Below are 18,822 nucleotides of genomic sequence, written 5' to 3'. Positions count from 1 at the left end.
TTACTCATCTGCATTTTCCAGCCTTGAAGATTGGTCTTCCATGATTAATGCATCAACGACTTCATCCAGTTTACCTTCCATGATTTGATCCAGTTTTTGAATCGTTAAACCAATGCGGTGGTCGGTAACGCGGTTTTGCGGGAAGTTATAAGTTCGAATCCTTTCAGATCGATCGCCCGTTCCAACGGCCAGCTTCCTGTTTTGATCATATTCCGCCTGTATTTCGCGATTGATTTTATCGAACACCCTGGCACGCAAAACCTTCATTGCCTTTTCTTTGTTCTTGATTTGTGATTTTTCATCTTGACAGGATACAACCGTATTAGTCGGAATATGAGTCAAGCGCACCGCTGACATTGTCGTATTGACACTTTGCCCTCCAGGACCGCTTGATGCAAAGGTATCGACACGAATATCCTTATCATGGATTTCAACTTCCACTTCCTCAGCTTCAGGTAAAACGGCAACCGTGGCTGTAGATGTATGAATCCGACCGCCTGATTCCGTTTCAGGTACTCGCTGAACGCGATGGGCTCCATTTTCGAATTTCAACTTTGAATAAGCGCCATTGCCATTAATCATGAATATGATTTCCTTATAGCCGCCAAGCCCAGTAGGATTTGCTTCAATGACTTCAGTCCGCCAGCCCTGCACCTCGGCAAAACGGCTATACATCCGGTATAGACTGCCTGCAAATAAGGCCGCCTCATCTCCGCCAGCCGCACCGCGGATCTCCATGATTACGTTTTTATCATCGTTGGGGTCTTTCGGAATAAGCAATATTTTCAGCTTATCCTCAAGACCTTGTATGGTCTCATCAAGTTCATTGATCTCTTCTTTTACCATTTCACGCATTTCCGCATCAAGTTTCTCCTCCAGCATCGCCTTCGCTTCCTGAAGTTGCTCACGAACCGCTTTATATTCTTTATAAGTCGACGCGGTCTCTTGAATGCTGGATTGCTCCTTGGAATATTCCCTTAGCTTCTTGGAGTCATTAATGATCTCCGGGTCACTTAATAGTTCATTCAATCTTTCATATCTATCTTCTACTGCTTGCAAACGATCAAACAAATTATTCACCTCATAAATTTTCCAAAACATCTTAAACGAATTGGAAGTAATCCATCTCTTATTACTATAAATAAGTAGCTCAGTGCCCCAGCTCAGTTCACTTCTAGGTTAATTATAGTATAGGTGAATAATCAACGTCAAAGAGATTCAAAAATGTCTGCCGTTACTTGTTTAATTTGACATCTACATTATATTGAGGCACAACCCTGTTTATCATGCCTTGTATTCGCCGCATTTCCTTATTTCTTTCTTTTTCGTTCTTGATTTTTCCTTTATCATGGACCGTAACGTGTATGGTATTTCCATTAAACCAAACGGAACCGGCCTCATAATCAGTTTCCGATTCGATCACCCCGCGGATTTCATCAATTTGCTGACCCATGGATGGAGAATTATTGGATGTATGATGCGGTGTGTTGAGGACCTGATCTGATGGCCGTTCCGCTTCATTATCCCAATCATTATTGGACACTTGATTTAAACCATTGCCAACCCTGCCATCCCGGGATTGATCTCCATATTCCGAATCATTATTTATTGCATTGTCATTTTGACCGCATGCCGTTAATGCAGCAAGCAGAAAGGCCGTCATGATAAGCAGTTTTGATTTCATATTTTTTCCCTCCATTTTGACTGGTTAAGAAGAACATTTCCTCGTTAGCCTACCCAAAATGGGGCAATATTTATCTTTTATTTCCCTTCCATGTATTGGTCAGGCTACCTGAATAACTCGACAGTTTTTCCACTTTTCCGCATAAAAAAAAGCACCCTGTGATCTCATTGGATCATAGGGCACCACCATTCAAATATGTTCTTTAATCCCAACAGCCTGCTTACCCGGAACTTCGTGATGATGGCGGCAGCGGGGCTCGTACGATTCCGATGCACCCACAAGGATGATCGGCTCATCATAGGAGGCCGGCTCCCCATCTATCAAGCGCTGTGTCCTGCTCGCAGGTGATCCGCATACTTCACACACTGCCTGCAGCTTAGTCACCGATTCTGCAAGCGATAATAGAACAGGCATAGGGCCGAATGGTTCACCTCTGAAATCTTGATCGAGTCCAGCCATAATCACTCGATAACCGCTGTCCGCAAGATGCTGGGCAACCCCGATAATTTCATGATCAAAAAATTGCACTTCATCTATTGCAATGATATCCAAGGGCTTGTCCAAATACTTAAAAATATCCGTTGAATGGGCAATCGGTTTTGCCATCACAGAAGAGCCATTGTGTGATACGACAGCCTCTTCCGCATAGCGATTATCAATAGCTGGTTTAAATACAGCTATCTGCTCTTTAGCAAATTGAGCACGGCTGACTCGTTTAATCAATTCTTCAGATTTACCTGAAAACATGCTTCCGCAAATAAGCTCGATCCAGCCTGTTTGTTTCATTACATACATGGAAACAGCTACTCCCTTCCACCTGTCGATCCATTGGCCATAATTGAAGTCGACCTGGCTTTGTATAAATTCTTACTTGTTTATGGAAAAGAAAAAACAGGCAAGAAAAATACTTGCCTGTTTTTTAAAAAGTCCGGCTTATTTAATACCGTATTTTTTGTTGAAACGATCAACACGTCCGCCAGCTTCAGCGAATTTTTGACGACCAGTATAGAATGGATGGCACTCTGAACAAGTCTCAACTTTGATCTCTTCTTTAACTGAACCAGTTTCAAAAGTGTTTCCGCAAGAGCAAATTACTTTTGAAAGCTTATAATTTGGATGAATTCCAGTTTTCATTCTTTTCATCTCCTTATGCCCTGAATCATTCGAAACAGAGTTATATACTTCAAGTTGAGGGAAAAGCACCCTCACATTTATTGTAAAAACACATGAACTCATTATAACAACTTAAGACTAGTTGTGCAACTGTTTGTTTCTTACAGGGTTTAAGAACGTTTTACGCTCGCTGGACCCTTTTTCATTTCTGACATCTCTTCATCCAGCTTACTGAAAAATTCTTCATTGCCTTTTGTCTGTTTTAGACGGCGAAGGAATTTCTCCGAGAAATCAGGCGAATCTGACATCGTTTTCCTAATGGCCCATAGTTTATCCAGGCGATCTTTCGGAATTAGCAATTCTTCTTTACGCGTGCCTGAGCGACGAATATCGATTGCCGGGAAGATCCGCCTTTCGGCAAGGGCACGATCTAGATGCAGCTCCATATTGCCCGTACCTTTAAATTCTTCATAAATGACATCATCCATTCTTGAACCCGTATCTACCAATGCTGTAGCAAGGATCGTCAGGCTGCCGCCTTCCTCGATATTCCTCGCCGCACCGAAAAAGCGTTTCGGACGATGGAATGCAGCAGGGTCAATACCCCCTGACAGTGTACGCCCGCTCGGCGGAATGACAAGGTTGTAAGCACGGGCTAGGCGAGTGATGCTGTCCATTAAAATGATGACATCCCGTTTATGTTCCACAAGGCGCATGGCTCGTTCCAACACCAGCTCAGCCACCTTGATATGATTTTCCGGCACTTCATCGAAAGTTGAACTTACCACGTCTCCTGCGACGGAACGTTCAATGTCTGTCACTTCTTCCGGGCGTTCATCGATCAACAGCACAATCAATTCCGATTCGGGATGGTTTGTGGTTATCGCATTGGCAATTTCCTTGATGAGCATCGTTTTACCGGCTTTTGGCGGTGCAACAATCAGACCACGCTGTCCAAAACCGACCGGTGCCAGGACATCCATAATCCTGGTCGATAAGTTCTTCGGTGTCGTTTCCAGTTTAATTTGCCTGTTAGGATACAGCGGTGTTAAACCTGGAAAGTGGACACGCTCTTTAGCTGATTCCGGATTATCGCCATTGACCGCTTCAACATGCAGCAATCCATAATAGCGCTCATTTTCTTTTGGAGGCCTTACCTTACCGGACACTTTATCTCCATTTCGCAAATCGAATCTGCGGATCTGTGAAGCCGAAATATAAATATCCTCCGAGCTTGGAGAATAATTAATTGGACGCAGGAAACCGAAGCCCTCTGAAGGGATGATCTCTAAAACGCCCTCCATGAATAGGAGACCATCCTGCTCAGCTTGCGCTTTCAGGATAGCGAAAATAAGTTCCTTTTTGGAAAGTTTGCTGTAATAGGAAACTTTATATTCACGAGCGTGCTCATAGAGATCCTTAAGTTTCATGTTTTCTAAATTAGAAATAGTTAAATTCATTATGACACCACACTTTTATTAATTAAACGTTTTCACCCATACTGAAAAAGAATTGGTTTGTTAGATGGAAGAAAAACCGCAATCCATGTACCCGACCAGAGTTTTCTTAGAAAGGATGATACATTTTTACATGTAAAGAAGAAAATTATTTGAAGGCTTCTTGAAGTTTGGAGTGAAAGGGCAGATTTTAAATTATTAATAGTAGACCAAGCTTTATTTTACTTTTTTTATTTTAATTATTCAACTTAAATTTTTTTAAAGAGAAAGCGAGCGATGAAACCGCTCGCCTTTTAAAAGTGATTTTTCTAAAAAACGCTATCAGTCAATCAAACCATTCGGTTTAATCTTAAGACTGTGACGCCCATCAATGAATCGAACGGTACCAGATTTAGCACGCATGACTACGGATTGCGTTTCGCCGTAATGCCCTTTAAATTGTACACCGCGTAAAAGTTCTCCGTCAGTCACACCTGTTGCAGCAAAAATTGCGTCATCTCCGCGAACAAGATCTTCCATTCTGAGGACTTTTCCTAATTCAAGGCCCATTTTCCCACAGCGTTCCACTTCTTCATCAGTATGTGGAACGAGCTTACCTTGAATTTCCCCTCCAAGGCATTTCAAGGCAACGGCTGCAATGACTCCCTCTGGAGCTCCGCCAGATCCGAATAAGATGTCAACACCGGTAAGATCGAAGGCCGTATTTATCGCTCCTGCGACATCTCCATCATTGATCAGCTTGATACGTGCCCCTGCCTCACGAAGTTCATGAATGATCTTCGAATGACGATCGCGGTTCAATACTGTTGCAACCACGTCTTGGATATCTTTATTTTTTGCCTTGGCTACCGCTTTCAGGTTGTCCAACACGGAAGCATTGATATCAATCTGACCAACCGCCTCGGGTCCGACTGCTATTTTATCCATATACATATCCGGGGCGTGAAGCAAGTTCCCCTTATCGGCTATAGCCAATACAGCCAATGCATTCCAGCCGCCAGATGCAACGATGTTCGTTCCTTCTAAAGGATCAACCGCAACATCCACTAGTGGCCCAAGACCAGTGCCAAGTTTTTCGCCAATATAAAGCATTGGCGCCTCATCCATTTCCCCTTCACCGATTACAACCGTTCCTTGCATGGGAATGGTATTGAAAACATCCCGCATCGCAGTTGTTGCTGCATCATCCGCTTCGTCTTTCTTTCCTCTTCCCATCCAACGAGCTGAATTTAGGGCCGCCGCCTCTGTTACGCGGACTAGCTCCATCGATAAACTTCTTTCCATTTCCGGTTCCCCCTCATGTACACTAGCATGATTTATTTATATATTAGTATAACACATTATATCATATATAGTAACACAATGAGGTAACAAGAAAAGGGATCAGCTTTTAAGCTGCTCCACTTCTTCTTGCGTCATTTCTTCACGCCAAATCGTCGCTCCCAAACCTGAAAGTTTTTCAACAAGATGGCTATATCCGCGATCTATATGTTCAAGCCCGGTCACTTCTGTAATCCCTTCAGCCATTAAACCGGCAATTACCAGAGCTGCTCCGGCACGTAAATCGCTTGCCTTCACTTTTGCCCCATGAAGTTGGACAGGACCATCGACGATGCCCGCTCTGCCCTCGACTTTGATCTTCGCATTCATGCGTCGCAGTTCATCAATATGCTTAAATCGTGCCCCGTATATCGTATCGGTCACCATGCTAGAACCGCTTGCTTTTGTTAAAAGGGAAGTGAAAGGTTGCTGAAGATCTGTTGGGAATCCAGGGTAAACCAACGTCTTGATATCAACGGATTTATAATTTTCTCCCGGTGAGACAAATATCTGGTCATCACCCGCTTCAATATTGATCCCCATTTCCCTCAATTTGGCAGTTAGTGACTCCAAATGCTGGGGAATGACATTATCGATCAGAATCCCTTCACCGACAGCAGCGGCTAAAATCATGAAAGTACCGGCTTCAATCCGATCCGGTATGATTGTATGCTTGCAACCATGCAAACTTTCCACACCATCAATACGAATGATATCCGTTCCAGCACCCTTAATTTTTGCTCCCATATTGGTCAACAATGTGGCGACATCGATGATTTCCGGTTCTTTCGCAGCGTTTTCAATCACAGTGCGGCCTTTGGCCAAAACGGCGGCAAGCATGATGTTGATCGTTGCCCCTACACTAACGACATCCAAATATATGCGTGCTCCCCGGAGCTCGTCCGCCCTAAGGTAAATGGCTCCTTGTTCATTCGTCACTTGTGCGCCAAGTGCTTCGAACCCCTTAATATGCTGATCTATCGGCCGGGGTCCTAAATGGCAGCCTCCAGGCAAGCCGATCACTGCCTTTTTGAATTTACCAAGCATTGCCCCCATTAAATAATACGAAGCACGTAACTTCTTGACCCTGCCATTCGGTAGAGGCATTGAAATCATCCTGCTGGGGTTGACTGTCATCTGTCCTTCATCAAAGGACACCTCACCGCCGATTTCCTCCATTAACTCTTTCAGCATCTGTACATCCGAGATATCCGGCAGGCCTTCAATCGTTACGGGAGAATCCGCTAAAATTGTTGCCGGAATAAGGGCAACCGCGCTATTTTTTGCTCCACTGACACGAATGCTTCCCTTTAGAGGATAGCCACCGGCAATTTTAAGTTTTTCCATAATATACTCCCTTCCACGCTAAGCACTTAGAAGCTACTTCCAAAAAGTAATATTTTACCACAAGAAAATTGCATAATCCGACAACATTTACTATCTAGTTCTTTAGTTTACACAAAAGTAGAAAATTCATGTAAAAAAAAGATAAAAATTTCTAATTTATGTTAATTTTATTAAAACAGTGCAATCTATAGCGACTTAGCGGCAAGGCATTATGCTTCTGTACGTGAATTCCAATCATTCAAGAAAGCTTCAATCCCTTTATCCGTTAATGGGTGGTGGAATAATTGCATTAAAACTTTATAAGGGATCGTTGCAATATGTGCTCCTTTAAGAGCCGCTTCTGTAATATGCATCGGATGGCGGATGGAAGCTGCAATGATCTCAGCATTGATATCATGAATTGCAAATATGTCAGCAATATCCGAAATTAAATCCAAACCATTTTGGCCGATATCGTCCAAGCGTCCTAAAAATGGCGATACATAAGTTGCTCCCGCCCTAGCTGCCAATAATGCTTGGTTGGCACTGAAAATAAGCGTGACATTTGTTTTGACACCTTGTTTTGTAAGTGCTGAAACAGCCTTCAAGCCATCTGGAGTCATTGGCACTTTGATCGTGATATTAGGTGCAATCGCAACAAGCTCCTTGGCTTCTGCCATCATTCCTTCAAAATCAAGCGCAATGACTTCAGCAGAAACGGATTCCTTAACAAGGCTTGTGATTTCTTTTAGCCGGTCATGGAAAGAAACTCCCTTTTCCCTTGCAACAAGAGATGGGTTAGTCGTAACACCTGCTAGAACGCCAAGTTCGTGTGCTTGTTTGATTTCTTCCATATTTGCTGTATCTATAAAGAATTTCATAAAATATCCTCCGTATGTAATCGATTTTTTATTTCTCTATTGAATTCTAATTGTTCGAAAAATATAGCCCGGATTAAGCCTGCATCTAAAAGAAACCATTAGGGGGGAGCCCCCCAATGGGAATATTGCCTTACATTTAAAGGGATGGAACCCCTTTGAAATTATGCTTTGCCGTTTGAACCGAATTCACGAATTTTGCCGATGACGGTTTCTTTAATAGCTTCACGGCCAGGAACCATGTATTTACGAGGATCGTACACTTCAGAATCGTTATTCAGAATTTCACGAACCGCTTTTGTGAACACGATTTGATTTTCCGTATTCACATTGATTTTTGATGTTCCAAGTGAAATCGCTTTTTGGATATCTTTCAGAGGGATGCCTGTACCACCATGAAGAACAAGAGGTTTGTTCGTTAAATCCCGTACTTCTTCCATTTCTTTATAGCCTAGGTTAGGTTCACCTTTGTATGGTCCGTGAACGGATCCCAAAGCTGGAGCAAAACAGTCGACATTCGTTTCTTTAACCAACTGTTCACATTCTTGAGGGTCTGCATATACGACTCCATCAGCGATAATATCATCTTCTTGTCCGCCAACCGTGCCCACTTCCGCTTCAACCGAAACATTGCGTGCGTGAGCGAATTCGACAACCTTTTTGGTTGTTTCGATATTTTCTTCGATTGGATGATGTGAAGCGTCGATCATTACTGAAGTGAAACCGGCTTCGATAGCTTCCTTACATTTATCAAAACTTGAACCATGGTCAAGGTGAATGGCCACAGGAACAGTGATTTTCATGTCTTCCAACAATCCTTGAACCATCATGACAGTCGTTTTAAAACCACCCATATGACGGGCAGCACCTTCGGAAACACCAAGGATGACTGGAGATTTTTCTTGTTCAGCAGCAGCTAGGATAGCTTGAGTCCATTCAAGGTTATTGATATTGAATTGACCTACTGCATATTTTTCATCAAGGGCTTTATTCAGCATATCTTTCATAGAAACTAAAGGCATTTGATTTCCTCCTACTAGTGGATGTTTATTTTTAAAGTTAATTCTTTCTAGATATTCCCTAAAACGAAAGTAGCATACGCTTATAAATCAGAATATCTCTCCTCTTTTAGCATATCAATACATCAAAAAAACAGCAACAATTACAACTGTACCATGTCTCAAATTTTATTCCAAAAAAACACGGCCCATCTAAAAAAAGATAGCCGCGGCAATTTCCCCGTCAATAATATTAAACTTTCAAGACCGTTAACTCGATTGAATCGGTAAGTATTCACGAACGGCTTTTCTAATATCATCAATATCAAACGGCTTTGCAAAGTGTGTCATTGCACCTAAATCCTTTGCTTCTTGAATCATATCAAGTTCACCATATGCCGTCATGATTATGACCCGGATGTCCGGATCGACGACTTTCATCCTTTTCAAGATCTCAATGCCATCCATTCCCGGAATCTTCATATCCAGCAATACAAGATCGGGTGAATGGTTATTTAGCACTTCCAAGGCTTGAATGCCATTAGCTGCTTGAAATGTTTCATACCCTTCTTTATGTAACACCTCGTTCAATAAAATACGAATCCCGAATTGATCATCAACAATCAATATTTTCCCTGGCATTTTATCACCTCCCCCTTCCCGATTCATCCATTAAATATATTAGCCTATTCGGCCCATTACCCGAAAAAGGGTAGTTACATAGACTGCGTCAAATTACTTAAGCAACGCATTTATTCATTCATGATATCTATGTTCATATTCGATAATTGTAACAAAATTCCTGCTGTATGGCTAAAAGGAATTTTAATTTTTTTGTTTTTTCGACCGATTTAGTTAATTCTGCCCTTTGGACCAATAACCCTGAAACCTGTCAATGGAAAGGAAAGTCCTTTATAATTAGTATATTAATTTTTAAAGGAGTCCCTGATCATGTTAAAAATTTTCTCGACACAGATAAGCGGTTTATTTAAAAAAATGATTGAAAATGAAGCCTTCGAAATGGAGGATGCCGGACGCCTGCTGGCTCAGGCTGTGGTTGGGGACGGTTCTGTGTTCATTCACGGTTTTGGTGAAATGCAGGGCGTCACTGCCGAGGCATTGCATGGGGAAGAACCCTTTCCTAAGGCAAAAAGGTATGAATTAAGTGAAACAATTTCCAAGGAAGATCGATTTCTTATATTCAGCCGCCATTCGGACGATTCAGAAGCATTGATGCTGGCAAAACAACTCAAGGAAAAAGATATCCCATTTGTTACGGTTTCTACATCCGTCCCTTCCGAAGAAGATTCTCTTTTGGAGTTGGCTGACGTACATATTGATTTACGCATCCAACGGGGATTGATTCCCGATGAAACCGGAAGTCGATATGGGTACCCTACCCTCCTTACCGCTCTTTTCGCTTATCATGGAATTAAATTCACTCTTGAAGAAATCATAAAAGAATATGAAGATGAAGAATGATGAATTCATCTAAAAAAGGTTCGGAAATATCTTTCATCAAATGATGTTCCCGAACCCACTGACCACCCTCTAAATGTTAAAACAAATTTGATTGGAGCGGGTGTGCGGGACTCATGTGGGAAAGCGCATCTAAGCGGTGCTTGGAGTGGCCATCAACCCTCCCAAAGTACAAACCATAAAAAAAACTGTAGGCAAACTCGATTTTCTTCAAGTTTGCCTACAGTCTGAAACAGCCACAGGGGCTGTTTTTTTGTTTATTAAAGATTTTTGCCGTTCTTTAATGACATACCGACAAAGTCGCGGAATAGCGGCTGTGGACGGTTAGGACGTGACGTGAATTCCGGATGGAATTGGGAAGCCACAAACCAAGGATGATCTTTCAGTTCAATGATTTCGACTAGACGACCGTCTGGACTTGTACCGGAGAACACGAATCCTGCTTCTTCCATAGCTTGACGGTAGTGGTTATTGAATTCATAACGGTGACGGTGACGTTCATAAACAACCTCGTCATTATAAGCTTCGTATGCTTTAGTACCTTCGATAAGCTTACATGGATACAGACCAAGACGCAGTGTTCCGCCCAAATCTTCTACATCCTTCTGCTCAGGAAGAAGATCGATGATTGGATCAGGAGTATCCTCCTTAATTTCAGCTGAATGTGCTTCTGGCAATCCCAGGACGTTGCGTGCATACTCAATGGACGCCAACTGCATGCCTAAGCAAATTCCGAAGAATGGTTTTTTTGTCGTGCGGGCAAATTCAGTCGCTGCAATTTTCCCTTCGATTCCACGATCTCCAAAACCTCCAGGTACAAGGATTCCATCTGCATCTTGAAGAAGTTCTGCAACATTTTCTTTAGTTACATCTTCGGAATTCACCCAGTCGATTTCAACATCTGCATCAAATGCGTAACCAGCATGCTTAAGTGCTTCCACTACTGAAAGATAAGCATCTTGCAATTCAACATATTTTCCGACTAAGGCGATTTTCGTTTTCTTTGATAAAGAAGTAACCTTTTTGACTAGTTCCTTCCAATCTTCCATATCCGCTTCGCCACAGTCCAATTGCAAGTGATCACAAACGATTTGGTCCATATTTTGTGCTTGAAGCGCTAGAGGGATGGAGTAAAGTGTATCAGCATCAAGACATTCAATAACAGAATTTTTATCGATATCGCAGAATAAAGCGATTTTATCCTTCATATCTTGTGAAATCGGGCTTTCTGTACGTGCAACGATGATATTTGGCTGAATGCCAAGACTGCGTAATTCTTTTACACTATGCTGTGTCGGTTTTGTTTTCATTTCACCTGCAGCTTTGATGTAAGGAACCAGTGTACAGTGGATATACATAACATTATTGATGCCGATATCACTCTTGATTTGGCGAATCGCTTCAAGGAATGGAAGAGACTCGATATCCCCTACAGTACCGCCAATTTCAGTGATGACTATGTCGGCATTCGTTTCATTGCCTGAACGGAAAACCCGTTCTTTGATTTCATTCGTGATATGGGGAATGACTTGAACCGTTCCACCTAGATAATCGCCACGGCGTTCTTTTCTCAGGACGGTTGAATAAATTCTGCCTGTAGTCACATTGCTGTGTTTACCAAGGTTGATATCGATGAAACGCTCATAGTGCCCCAAATCCAAGTCCGTTTCAGCACCATCATCCGTTACAAACACTTCACCATGTTGATATGGACTCATCGTACCAGGATCCAAGTTGATATAAGGGTCAAACTTCTGGATCGTAACATTCAATCCCCTATTTTTTAATAATCTTCCTAAAGAAGCGGCCGTAATCCCTTTTCCCAAGGAAGAAACTACTCCACCTGTCACAAAAATATATTTTGTCATCTTATATCCTCCTAATAGAATGTTTTCTTCCAATTCAGTTCTTCACATCATTAGATCGGAACCTGAATCAAATCTTCCGCCACATGAGCGGTTAAAAGCTAAAAACCGTAACCAGTACAAACCATTAATCACTTAAAGGTCTTTAGTGAGAGTCATGCAGGATACATGAACAAGAATAAATTTCCTTAAATGACAGTTAACATAAATATGTTCTCTATAGTTTTTACAATTCTACGAGAAATCATTTTTAAAAATAAAAAAATGATGTCATTTATTCATTCCATCATTAAAAACAAAAACGCTCCGCTTACAAAAAAGTAAGGGAGCGATATAATTTAATCATTGTGTCCTTTTTTAAGGAGCCCAAAAATGATTCTACAAATTTCGCCTTAAAAAGTCAAGGGCGATTATTTATTTCTCATCTTCTTCATTCAAGTCATCCAATTCATCTTCGTCGTCATCTTCGTCCTCATCATCTTCCAGGACAAATGCATCATCTTCGATTATTTCTTCTTCCAGATCATCGTCATCATCCACGTCATCATCCAAAAGCACTTCGTCGATGACTGGAGAACCTAGAATATCATCATCGTCGTCATCTTCATCCTCGTCCAGATCATCGATATCCTCTTCAAAGTCAAGATCTTCGTCTTCAAGTTCATCGAAATCATCGATGACGACAGCAGCCTTTTTGGCTTTCTTTTTCTTTTTAGGTTTTACAACATGTACCACTTCTTCTTCGATTTGGTCAACTGGGTACCATGTTTTCAATCCCCAGCGGTTGTCTCCAAGTGAAGTGAAACGGCCATCCACATTTAAATCCGTATAGAATTGGGCAATTTTCTTTTCCACTTCCGCTTTGGATAAATGGTGCAGCGAAGCTAATTCACTAATTAAGTCTTTAAATGGAATCGGTTCATTTCTTTCAACTAACAAATCATATGCCATCTCTATTAAGGACATTTCCAATAATTGCTCTTTTGAGTATTGTTTTAAACTCAAATTCCGCACTTCCCTTCTCTATTCAAACACTGAATTCCGTGTTTTTTCACATAAAAAAATAATCTAAAACAGTAGTTCGATAAAATAACGACAATTCCTGCTAGACATATACTCCATTATAAACAATCTAAATGGGTTTATGCTAGTTCTATATGATACTTTCACAGATTTACCTTATTGTCTATCATTCATAGGAAACCAAAAGCTAAAGATCATTCCTTTTTTTCTTTTTCGATTTCTGACGATAGGCTGCCGTAAAAAAGACAACAGTCAGGATAAAAAAAGAAATGGCTCCCAATTGATGCTCATACAGCTCAAATAAAAAAATGATGGCAAGAATGTAACCTATGATCAACCCAATCATTTTCAGGTTCATTTTCTCAACTCCAATAGGGCTGATTCTTCATTTTTGCCCCTTTTCCGAATAATTATAAGGCAAAATCTTCATTTTGTTAAAAAAGACGGGAATTATTTAAAAAAAGGGCCCCTAAACGTTCGGAGCCCCCCTTCTTTAGTTTACATATTTCTTCGATATTGACCGCCTACATCATATAACGCCCTCGTTATCTGACCCAGACTGGCCACCCTCACGCAGTTCATGAGCTCAGCAAAGATATTTTCCCCATTCATGGCTGCCAATTTCAGTTTAGTTAACGCTTCATCCGTGAACTCCTTATTTCTTTCCTGGAATGCCCGGAGATTTATGATTTGCCCTTCCTTTTCTTCCTTGGTTGCACGGGCAATCTCCATGCTGTTCACTGCTTCTTCGGAAGGAGGATTTGGATTCAAATACGTATTTACACCGATGATCGGCAATTCTCCCGTATGCTTTTTCATTTCGTAATGCATCGATTCATCCTGGATTTTCCCGCGCTGATATTGCGTCTCCATTGCACCCAGCACACCGCCACGATCATTGATGCGATCGAACTCTTGCAGGACGGCCTCTTCGACCAGATCCGTCAATTCCTCCACGATGAAGGCACCTTGCATCGGGTTTTCATTTTTTGAGAGACCATGCTCCTTCGTAATGATCATTTGGATGGCCATTGCCCGGCGCACTGATTCTTCTGTAGGCGTCGTGATGGCTTCATCGTACGCATTAGTATGCAGGGAATTACAGTTGTCCTGCAGTGCCATTAAAGCTTGAAGTGTCGTTCTGATATCATTAAAATCAATTTCTTGGGCATGAAGCGAGCGCCCGGAAGTCTGTATATGATATTTGAGCTTCTGGCTGCGGTCGTTCGCACCATATTTATCCCGCATGACTGTCGCCCAGATCCTTCTTGCCACCCTCCCGATGACCGTATATTCCGGGTCGAGCCCATTTGAGAAGAAGAACGACAAATTCGGGGCAAAGTCATCAATATTCATTCCGCGGCTTAAATAATATTCGATGTAAGTAAAGCCATTCGCTAATGTAAAAGCCAGCTGTGAAATTGGGTTGGCACCCGCTTCTGCAATGTGATAGCCAGAAATGGATACAGAGTAATAGTTCCTGACTTTCCGATCGATGAAATAGGCTTGAATGTCGCCCATTAACCTTAGAGCAAATTCCGTAGAGAAGATGCATGTATTCTGGCCTTGGTCCTCTTTCAGAATATCCGCCTGAACAGTTCCGCGTACCGTCTGAAGCGTATAAGCCTGCACTTCTTCAGCTTCGGCGTCTGTAAGGGGACGGCCTAGCTCTTCTTCTTTCCGTTGAATCTGCTGATCGACCGCCGTATTCATATACATGGCCAAAATGATTGGTGCCGGTCCATTGATGGTCATGGATACAGAGGTTGAGGGGTGGCAAAGATCAAAACCTGCATACAGCTTTTTCATGTCATCCAACGTGCAGATGCTGACTCCGCTTTCCCCTACCTTTCCATAGATATCAGGCCGGTGATCAGGGTCCTCGCCATATAAAGTTACAGAATCGAAAGCCGTGCTTAGCCGTTTAGCCGTATCATCCTTTGATAAATAATGAAAACGCCTGTTGGTACGGTCGGGCGATCCTTCACCGGCAAATTGCCGCTTCGGGTCTTCCCCTTCACGCTTGAACGGAAAGACTCCCGCTGTGTAAGGAAAGAAGCCCGGAACGTTCTCACGGAATACCCATCCCAAAATCTCTCCATAATCCACATATTTCGGCAGTGATACTCTCGGGATCATTAAACCTGATAAACTTTTCGTTTTCAGCTTTGTCACGATTTCTTTATCCCTGACTTTCGTTACAAACTGCTCACCTGCATACTTTTCTTTTAAATCGATCCATCCAGAAAGGATTTTTTTAGATTCAGGTGATAAATTCGAAGCGGTTTCCTTTTTCAGTTTTTCTAAAGAAGCCACCATATCGCCGTCGTTATCATTTTCCTTAACTGCATCAATGGCTCCTTCTAGCTGGAAAAGCCTCCGGGCAATACGCACTTGTTCAGCGGCACGCTTATGATACGATCTGACCGTATCACTGATTTCACGTAAATAATACCGGCGGTCAGTTGGAATGATGACATTTTGCTTGTAAACATCAGCTTCTTTCGAAAAGGCCGTACTCCAAGCAGTTCCTGATTTTTCATTAAGCTTTTCAATCAGTGCAGCGAATAATGCATTGGTGCCTGGGTCATTGAATTGGGAAGCGATTGTACCGTATACTGGCATTTCAGATGGATCTTGATCAAAAAGCGTACGGCTTCTTTGGTATTGCTTTTGAACTTGGTTTTTTGCATCTTCGGAACCTTTGCGCTCGTATTTGTTAATGACTATCAAGTCTGCATAATCAATCATATCGATTTTTTCAAGTTGCGAAGGAGCACCGAATTCACTCGTCATTACATACATGGATACATCGCATATTTCGGCAATTTCTGCATCACCCTGACCGATCCCGCTCGTTTCAACAATGATTAAATCGAAGCCTGCTGCCTTCACGACGGAAATGGCATCCTTTATCGCCAAAGACAGCTCACTTTTTGAATGGCGCGTGGCCAGGCTCCGCATATAAACACGATCTGAAAAAATCGAGTTCATTCTGATCCTGTCACCAAGAAGGGCACCGCCCGTTTTCTGTTTGGTCGGGTCTACAGATAGAATGGCGACTCTCTCGTCCGGAATTTCGTTAATGAACCTTCGTATCAATTCATCAGTCAATGAACTTTTTCCAGCTCCGCCAGTCCCCGTGATTCCCAGAACAGGAACCTTCTTTTCGGAAGTCTTGATCTGCTCAAAAAGACTCTCCACCGCTGCCGCTGATTCCTGTGAAACATCGAGCCTATTTTCGGCAAAGGTAATGAATTGGGCAATGGCATTCGTTCCCCCGGCAATCAATTCATCAAAACGTTCCTGTAAAGATGGTTTGACTGTCGAGAAATCACACTCCTCCATCAAAACGTTTATCATTCCTTGAAGCCCATATTCCCTCCCTTCATCAGGCGAAAAGATACGGGCAATTCCATAATCATGGAGTTCTTTAATTTCCCTAGGGATGATGACCCCGCCACCGCCGGCAAAAATCCGAATGTGCCCGGCTCCCTTTTCCATCAGCAGGTCATACATATATTTAAAATATTCCACATGTCCGCCTTGGTAAGATGACATGGCTATGCCTTGAACATCTTCCTGGATGGCCGCATTCACGATTTCTTCCACCGAACGATTATGACCTAGGTGAATTACTTCCGCCCCGCTGGACTGAAGGATTCTCCTCATTATATTGATGGATGCATCATGTCCATCAAATAAGCTCGAAGCTGTAACGAATCTAATATGGTTCTTCGGTTTATACACCTCAACTGTACTCATTTAGCTCCCCCTTATTGAAACTTATTTATATCAGTGCACTTTGGAACCCGATACATTTTGAATCAATAATTGCGTCTGCAGTTCAACATACTCTTGAAGCGTGTACTGTTTATGCAATGCCCATCTTCTAAAACTCCACATCTGTCCCTGTACGAAAATGTTATGTGAAACAAGGCTTATTTGTTTTTCCGTTAATGAGAGCTCCCCATTCTCGACACATTTCGTTATCACTTTTTCGAACATGCCCACCATCCGAAGTTCTTTGTTCAGAACATATGGTAAAGCATCTTTCGTCAGGGCCTTCACTTCCTGATACATGACAAGCACTTCGTCCTGCATATCATCCATCACTTTATAAAAATAGGCGATCGTCAGCTTCAAGCTTTCAAGTGTCCCATCACTCTGTTCTATTTCCTTCTGAAGCTTTTCCTGGACTTCATCATAAATAAAGTCACAAACGAGATATAATATATCTTCCTTGGTCCGGATATACTCGTATAATGTGCCAATGCTAAAGCCTGCCGCTTTGGCAATTTCCCTGGTTGTCGTACGATGAAACCCCTTTTCTTTAAAAAGGGTTACCGCTCCCTTAATCATTTGAGTACGCCTTTTTTCAACCAGCCGCTCATCCTTTACAGATGCAAGAACCTCTCTTTTTTCCATTTCCAAACTCCTTTTAAAAGCCCATTATTCAACCATTGATATTCTGAAGAAATTGAAAAGGGAATTCCGGTAAAGGCAGAGCCTCATCGGAAAACCACAGTTTCAACCCTATTTAGTAACCATCCGTGAGATGACCAGCTTTTGAATTTCCTGAGTACCTTCGTAAATCTGGGTTATTTTCGCATCACGCATATACCGCTCCACTGGATAATCTTTTGTATATCCATAGCCCCCGAAAACCTGTACGGCCTCCGTCGTCACTTTCATTGCTGTATCTCCAGCAAAAAGTTTGGACATGGCCGACTCTTTCCCATAAGGAAGGCCCACTGATTCCAACCAGGCTGCCTGATAGGTTAATAGTCTTGAAGCCTCAACACCCGTTGCCATATCCGCCAATTTAAAACCGATTCCCTGCTGTGCAGAAATTGGCTTGCCGAATTGGACGCGCTCTTTTGCATAATCAACCGCGGCATCCAATGCACCTTGGGCTATCCCTACAGCCTGGGCTGCAATTCCATTACGGCCGCCATCAAGCGTCATCATCGCGATTTTAAAGCCTTCCCCTTCTTTTCCAAGGAGATTTTCTTTAGGAACACGGCACTCGTCAAAGATGATTTCCGTAGTCGGTGATGAACGGATTCCAAGCTTCTTCTCTTTTTTACCAACACTGAAGCCCGGGAAGTCCTTTTCAATGATAAAAGCACTCGTTCCTTTTTGCTTCGATTCAGGATCCGTCAATGCAAAGACGACATATGTATCCGCAATCCCGCCGTTCGTAATGAAGATTTTGGAACCGCTGATAACATATTCATCACCCACAAGCTTTGCAGTCGTTCTCATCCCGCCGGCGTCTGAGCCTGAGCTAGGCTCAGTCAGGCCATATGCACCGATTTTTTCACCCTGTGCCATCGGGCGAAGGTATTTTTGTTTTTGTTCTTCAGTGCCAAACTTATATATTGGCCATCCTGCGAGCGAAGTATGGGCTGATAAAGTCACCCCAGTAGAAGCGCAAACTCGGGAAAGTTCCTCAACCGCTATGCAATACGCTAAGTAATCACTTCCAATTCCGCCGTATTCCTCAGGCCACGGAATCCCGGTCAATCCAAGTTCAGCCATTTTATCGAAGATTTCACGGTCGAATCGTTCTTCTTCATCCCTCTCGGCAGCAGTAGGAGCCACTTCATTCTGGGCAAAGTCGCGCACCATTTTCCTGATCATTTCATGTTCTTCCGTTAGTTTAAATTGCATGGC

The 18,822-nt window shown here is 42.5% G+C and carries 17 protein-coding genes; 1 reads left to right on the top strand and 16 read right to left on the bottom strand.

What is annotated here, in order from left to right; all coding sequences use genetic code 11:
- From prfA to ACFX4H_RS20025, 10 genes are all read right to left on the bottom strand, one after another.
- Positions 1–1,071: a peptide chain release factor 1 gene (prfA, locus tag ACFX4H_RS20070; RefSeq protein WP_048683507.1), complete on the bottom strand. Its 1,071-nt coding sequence runs from the start codon at positions 1,069–1,071 to the stop codon at positions 1–3.
- 163 nt (positions 1,072–1,234) lie between these two features.
- Positions 1,235–1,684, bottom strand: a complete 450-nt coding sequence (locus ACFX4H_RS20065; protein ID WP_377436084.1) for a hypothetical protein — start codon at positions 1,682–1,684, stop codon at positions 1,235–1,237.
- Positions 1,685–1,873: 189 nt separating this feature from the next.
- Positions 1,874–2,479, bottom strand: coding sequence for a thymidine kinase (locus ACFX4H_RS20060; protein WP_034315845.1), 606 nt, complete (start codon positions 2,477–2,479; stop codon positions 1,874–1,876).
- Positions 2,480–2,617: 138 nt separating this feature from the next.
- Complete coding sequence (rpmE, locus tag ACFX4H_RS20055) at positions 2,618–2,818, bottom strand: 50S ribosomal protein L31 (RefSeq protein ID WP_034315847.1); 201 nt, start codon at positions 2,816–2,818, stop codon at positions 2,618–2,620.
- A 149-nt stretch (positions 2,819–2,967) separates the two neighbouring features.
- On the bottom strand, positions 2,968–4,257 hold the full coding sequence (gene rho, locus ACFX4H_RS20050) for a transcription termination factor Rho (protein ID WP_034315849.1): 1,290 nt from the start codon (positions 4,255–4,257) through the stop codon (positions 2,968–2,970).
- 318 nt (positions 4,258–4,575) lie between these two features.
- Positions 4,576–5,538, bottom strand: coding sequence for a class II fructose-bisphosphatase (gene glpX, locus ACFX4H_RS20045; RefSeq protein WP_034315852.1), 963 nt, complete (start codon positions 5,536–5,538; stop codon positions 4,576–4,578).
- A 99-nt stretch (positions 5,539–5,637) separates the two neighbouring features.
- A complete protein-coding gene (locus ACFX4H_RS20040) occupies positions 5,638–6,921 on the bottom strand; it encodes a UDP-N-acetylglucosamine 1-carboxyvinyltransferase (RefSeq protein ID WP_034315853.1) in 1,284 nt (427 codons plus the stop codon).
- Positions 6,922–7,130: 209 nt separating this feature from the next.
- On the bottom strand, positions 7,131–7,781 hold the full coding sequence (fsa, locus tag ACFX4H_RS20035; protein ID WP_034315855.1) for a fructose-6-phosphate aldolase: 651 nt from the start codon (positions 7,779–7,781) through the stop codon (positions 7,131–7,133).
- Between the two features lie 161 nt (positions 7,782–7,942).
- A complete protein-coding gene (locus ACFX4H_RS20030; RefSeq protein ID WP_053536898.1) occupies positions 7,943–8,800 on the bottom strand; it encodes a class II fructose-bisphosphate aldolase in 858 nt (285 codons plus the stop codon).
- A gap of 246 nt (positions 8,801–9,046) precedes the next feature.
- Positions 9,047–9,418, bottom strand: coding sequence for a response regulator (locus ACFX4H_RS20025; protein ID WP_034315860.1), 372 nt, complete (start codon positions 9,416–9,418; stop codon positions 9,047–9,049).
- Between the two features lie 309 nt (positions 9,419–9,727).
- On the opposite strand from ACFX4H_RS20025, the gene ACFX4H_RS20020 reads away from it, so the two are divergent.
- Positions 9,728–10,258: a DUF2529 domain-containing protein gene (locus ACFX4H_RS20020; protein WP_377436083.1), complete on the top strand. Its 531-nt coding sequence runs from the start codon at positions 9,728–9,730 to the stop codon at positions 10,256–10,258.
- A gap of 257 nt (positions 10,259–10,515) precedes the next feature.
- On the opposite strand, the gene ACFX4H_RS20015 is transcribed toward ACFX4H_RS20020, so the two are convergent.
- The 6 genes from ACFX4H_RS20015 to ACFX4H_RS19990 form a co-directional block, all read right to left on the bottom strand.
- Entirely contained in the window at positions 10,516–12,123 is a 1,608-nt protein-coding gene (locus tag ACFX4H_RS20015) for a CTP synthase (RefSeq protein WP_063589665.1), read from the bottom strand.
- 411 nt (positions 12,124–12,534) lie between these two features.
- A complete protein-coding gene (rpoE, locus tag ACFX4H_RS20010; protein ID WP_063589664.1) occupies positions 12,535–13,125 on the bottom strand; it encodes a DNA-directed RNA polymerase subunit delta in 591 nt (196 codons plus the stop codon).
- 205 nt (positions 13,126–13,330) lie between these two features.
- Positions 13,331–13,501 (bottom strand): hypothetical protein, encoded by a 171-nt coding sequence (locus ACFX4H_RS20005; RefSeq protein ID WP_156319604.1) that lies wholly within the window; start codon positions 13,499–13,501, stop codon positions 13,331–13,333.
- A 140-nt stretch (positions 13,502–13,641) separates the two neighbouring features.
- Entirely contained in the window at positions 13,642–16,908 is a 3,267-nt protein-coding gene (icmF, locus tag ACFX4H_RS20000) for a fused isobutyryl-CoA mutase/GTPase IcmF (RefSeq protein WP_034315866.1), read from the bottom strand.
- Between the two features lie 30 nt (positions 16,909–16,938).
- Positions 16,939–17,571 (bottom strand): TetR/AcrR family transcriptional regulator, encoded by a 633-nt coding sequence (locus ACFX4H_RS19995; RefSeq protein WP_034315867.1) that lies wholly within the window; start codon positions 17,569–17,571, stop codon positions 16,939–16,941.
- Positions 17,572–17,679: 108 nt separating this feature from the next.
- A complete protein-coding gene (locus tag ACFX4H_RS19990) occupies positions 17,680–18,819 on the bottom strand; it encodes an acyl-CoA dehydrogenase (RefSeq protein WP_034315870.1) in 1,140 nt (379 codons plus the stop codon).
- Between the last annotated feature and the right edge of the window lie 3 nt (positions 18,820–18,822).

Origin of the sequence: Peribacillus sp. YIM B13477, from assembly GCF_042787955.1 — a bacterium.
Taxonomy (GTDB): Bacteria; Bacillota; Bacilli; order Bacillales; family DSM-1321; genus Peribacillus; species Peribacillus frigoritolerans.
The sequence above is the reverse complement of the archived record's forward strand: the minus strand, read 5'-3'. Positions and strand labels throughout refer to the sequence as shown.

Excerpts from the sequence above, each read along its gene's own strand:
- ACFX4H_RS20065 (WP_377436084.1), bottom strand. The coding sequence starts at position 1,684 with ATGAAATCAAAACTGCTTATCATGACGGCCTTTCTGCTTGCTGCATTA.
- ACFX4H_RS20060 (WP_034315845.1), bottom strand. The coding sequence starts at position 2,479 with ATGTATGTAATGAAACAAACAGGCTGGATCGAGCTTATTTGCGGAAGC.
- rpmE (WP_034315847.1), bottom strand. The coding sequence starts at position 2,818 with ATGAAAACTGGAATTCATCCAAATTATAAGCTTTCAAAAGTAATTTGC.
- rho (WP_034315849.1), bottom strand. The coding sequence starts at position 4,257 with ATGAATTTAACTATTTCTAATTTAGAAAACATGAAACTTAAGGATCTC.
- glpX (WP_034315852.1), bottom strand. The coding sequence starts at position 5,538 with ATGGAAAGAAGTTTATCGATGGAGCTAGTCCGCGTAACAGAGGCGGCG.
- ACFX4H_RS20040 (WP_034315853.1), bottom strand. The coding sequence starts at position 6,921 with ATGGAAAAACTTAAAATTGCCGGTGGCTATCCTCTAAAGGGAAGCATT.
- fsa (WP_034315855.1), bottom strand. The coding sequence starts at position 7,781 with ATGAAATTCTTTATAGATACAGCAAATATGGAAGAAATCAAACAAGCA.
- ACFX4H_RS20030 (WP_053536898.1), bottom strand. The coding sequence starts at position 8,800 with ATGCCTTTAGTTTCTATGAAAGATATGCTGAATAAAGCCCTTGATGAA.
- ACFX4H_RS20025 (WP_034315860.1), bottom strand. The coding sequence starts at position 9,418 with ATGCCAGGGAAAATATTGATTGTTGATGATCAATTCGGGATTCGTATT.
- ACFX4H_RS20020 (WP_377436083.1), top strand. The coding sequence starts at position 9,728 with ATGTTAAAAATTTTCTCGACACAGATAAGCGGTTTATTTAAAAAAATG.
- ACFX4H_RS20015 (WP_063589665.1), bottom strand. The coding sequence starts at position 12,123 with ATGACAAAATATATTTTTGTGACAGGTGGAGTAGTTTCTTCCTTGGGA.
- ACFX4H_RS20005 (WP_156319604.1), bottom strand. The coding sequence starts at position 13,501 with ATGAACCTGAAAATGATTGGGTTGATCATAGGTTACATTCTTGCCATC.
- icmF (WP_034315866.1), bottom strand. The coding sequence starts at position 16,908 with ATGAGTACAGTTGAGGTGTATAAACCGAAGAACCATATTAGATTCGTT.
- ACFX4H_RS19995 (WP_034315867.1), bottom strand. The coding sequence starts at position 17,571 with ATGGAAAAAAGAGAGGTTCTTGCATCTGTAAAGGATGAGCGGCTGGTT.
- ACFX4H_RS19990 (WP_034315870.1), bottom strand. The coding sequence starts at position 18,819 with ATGCAATTTAAACTAACGGAAGAACATGAAATGATCAGGAAAATGGTG.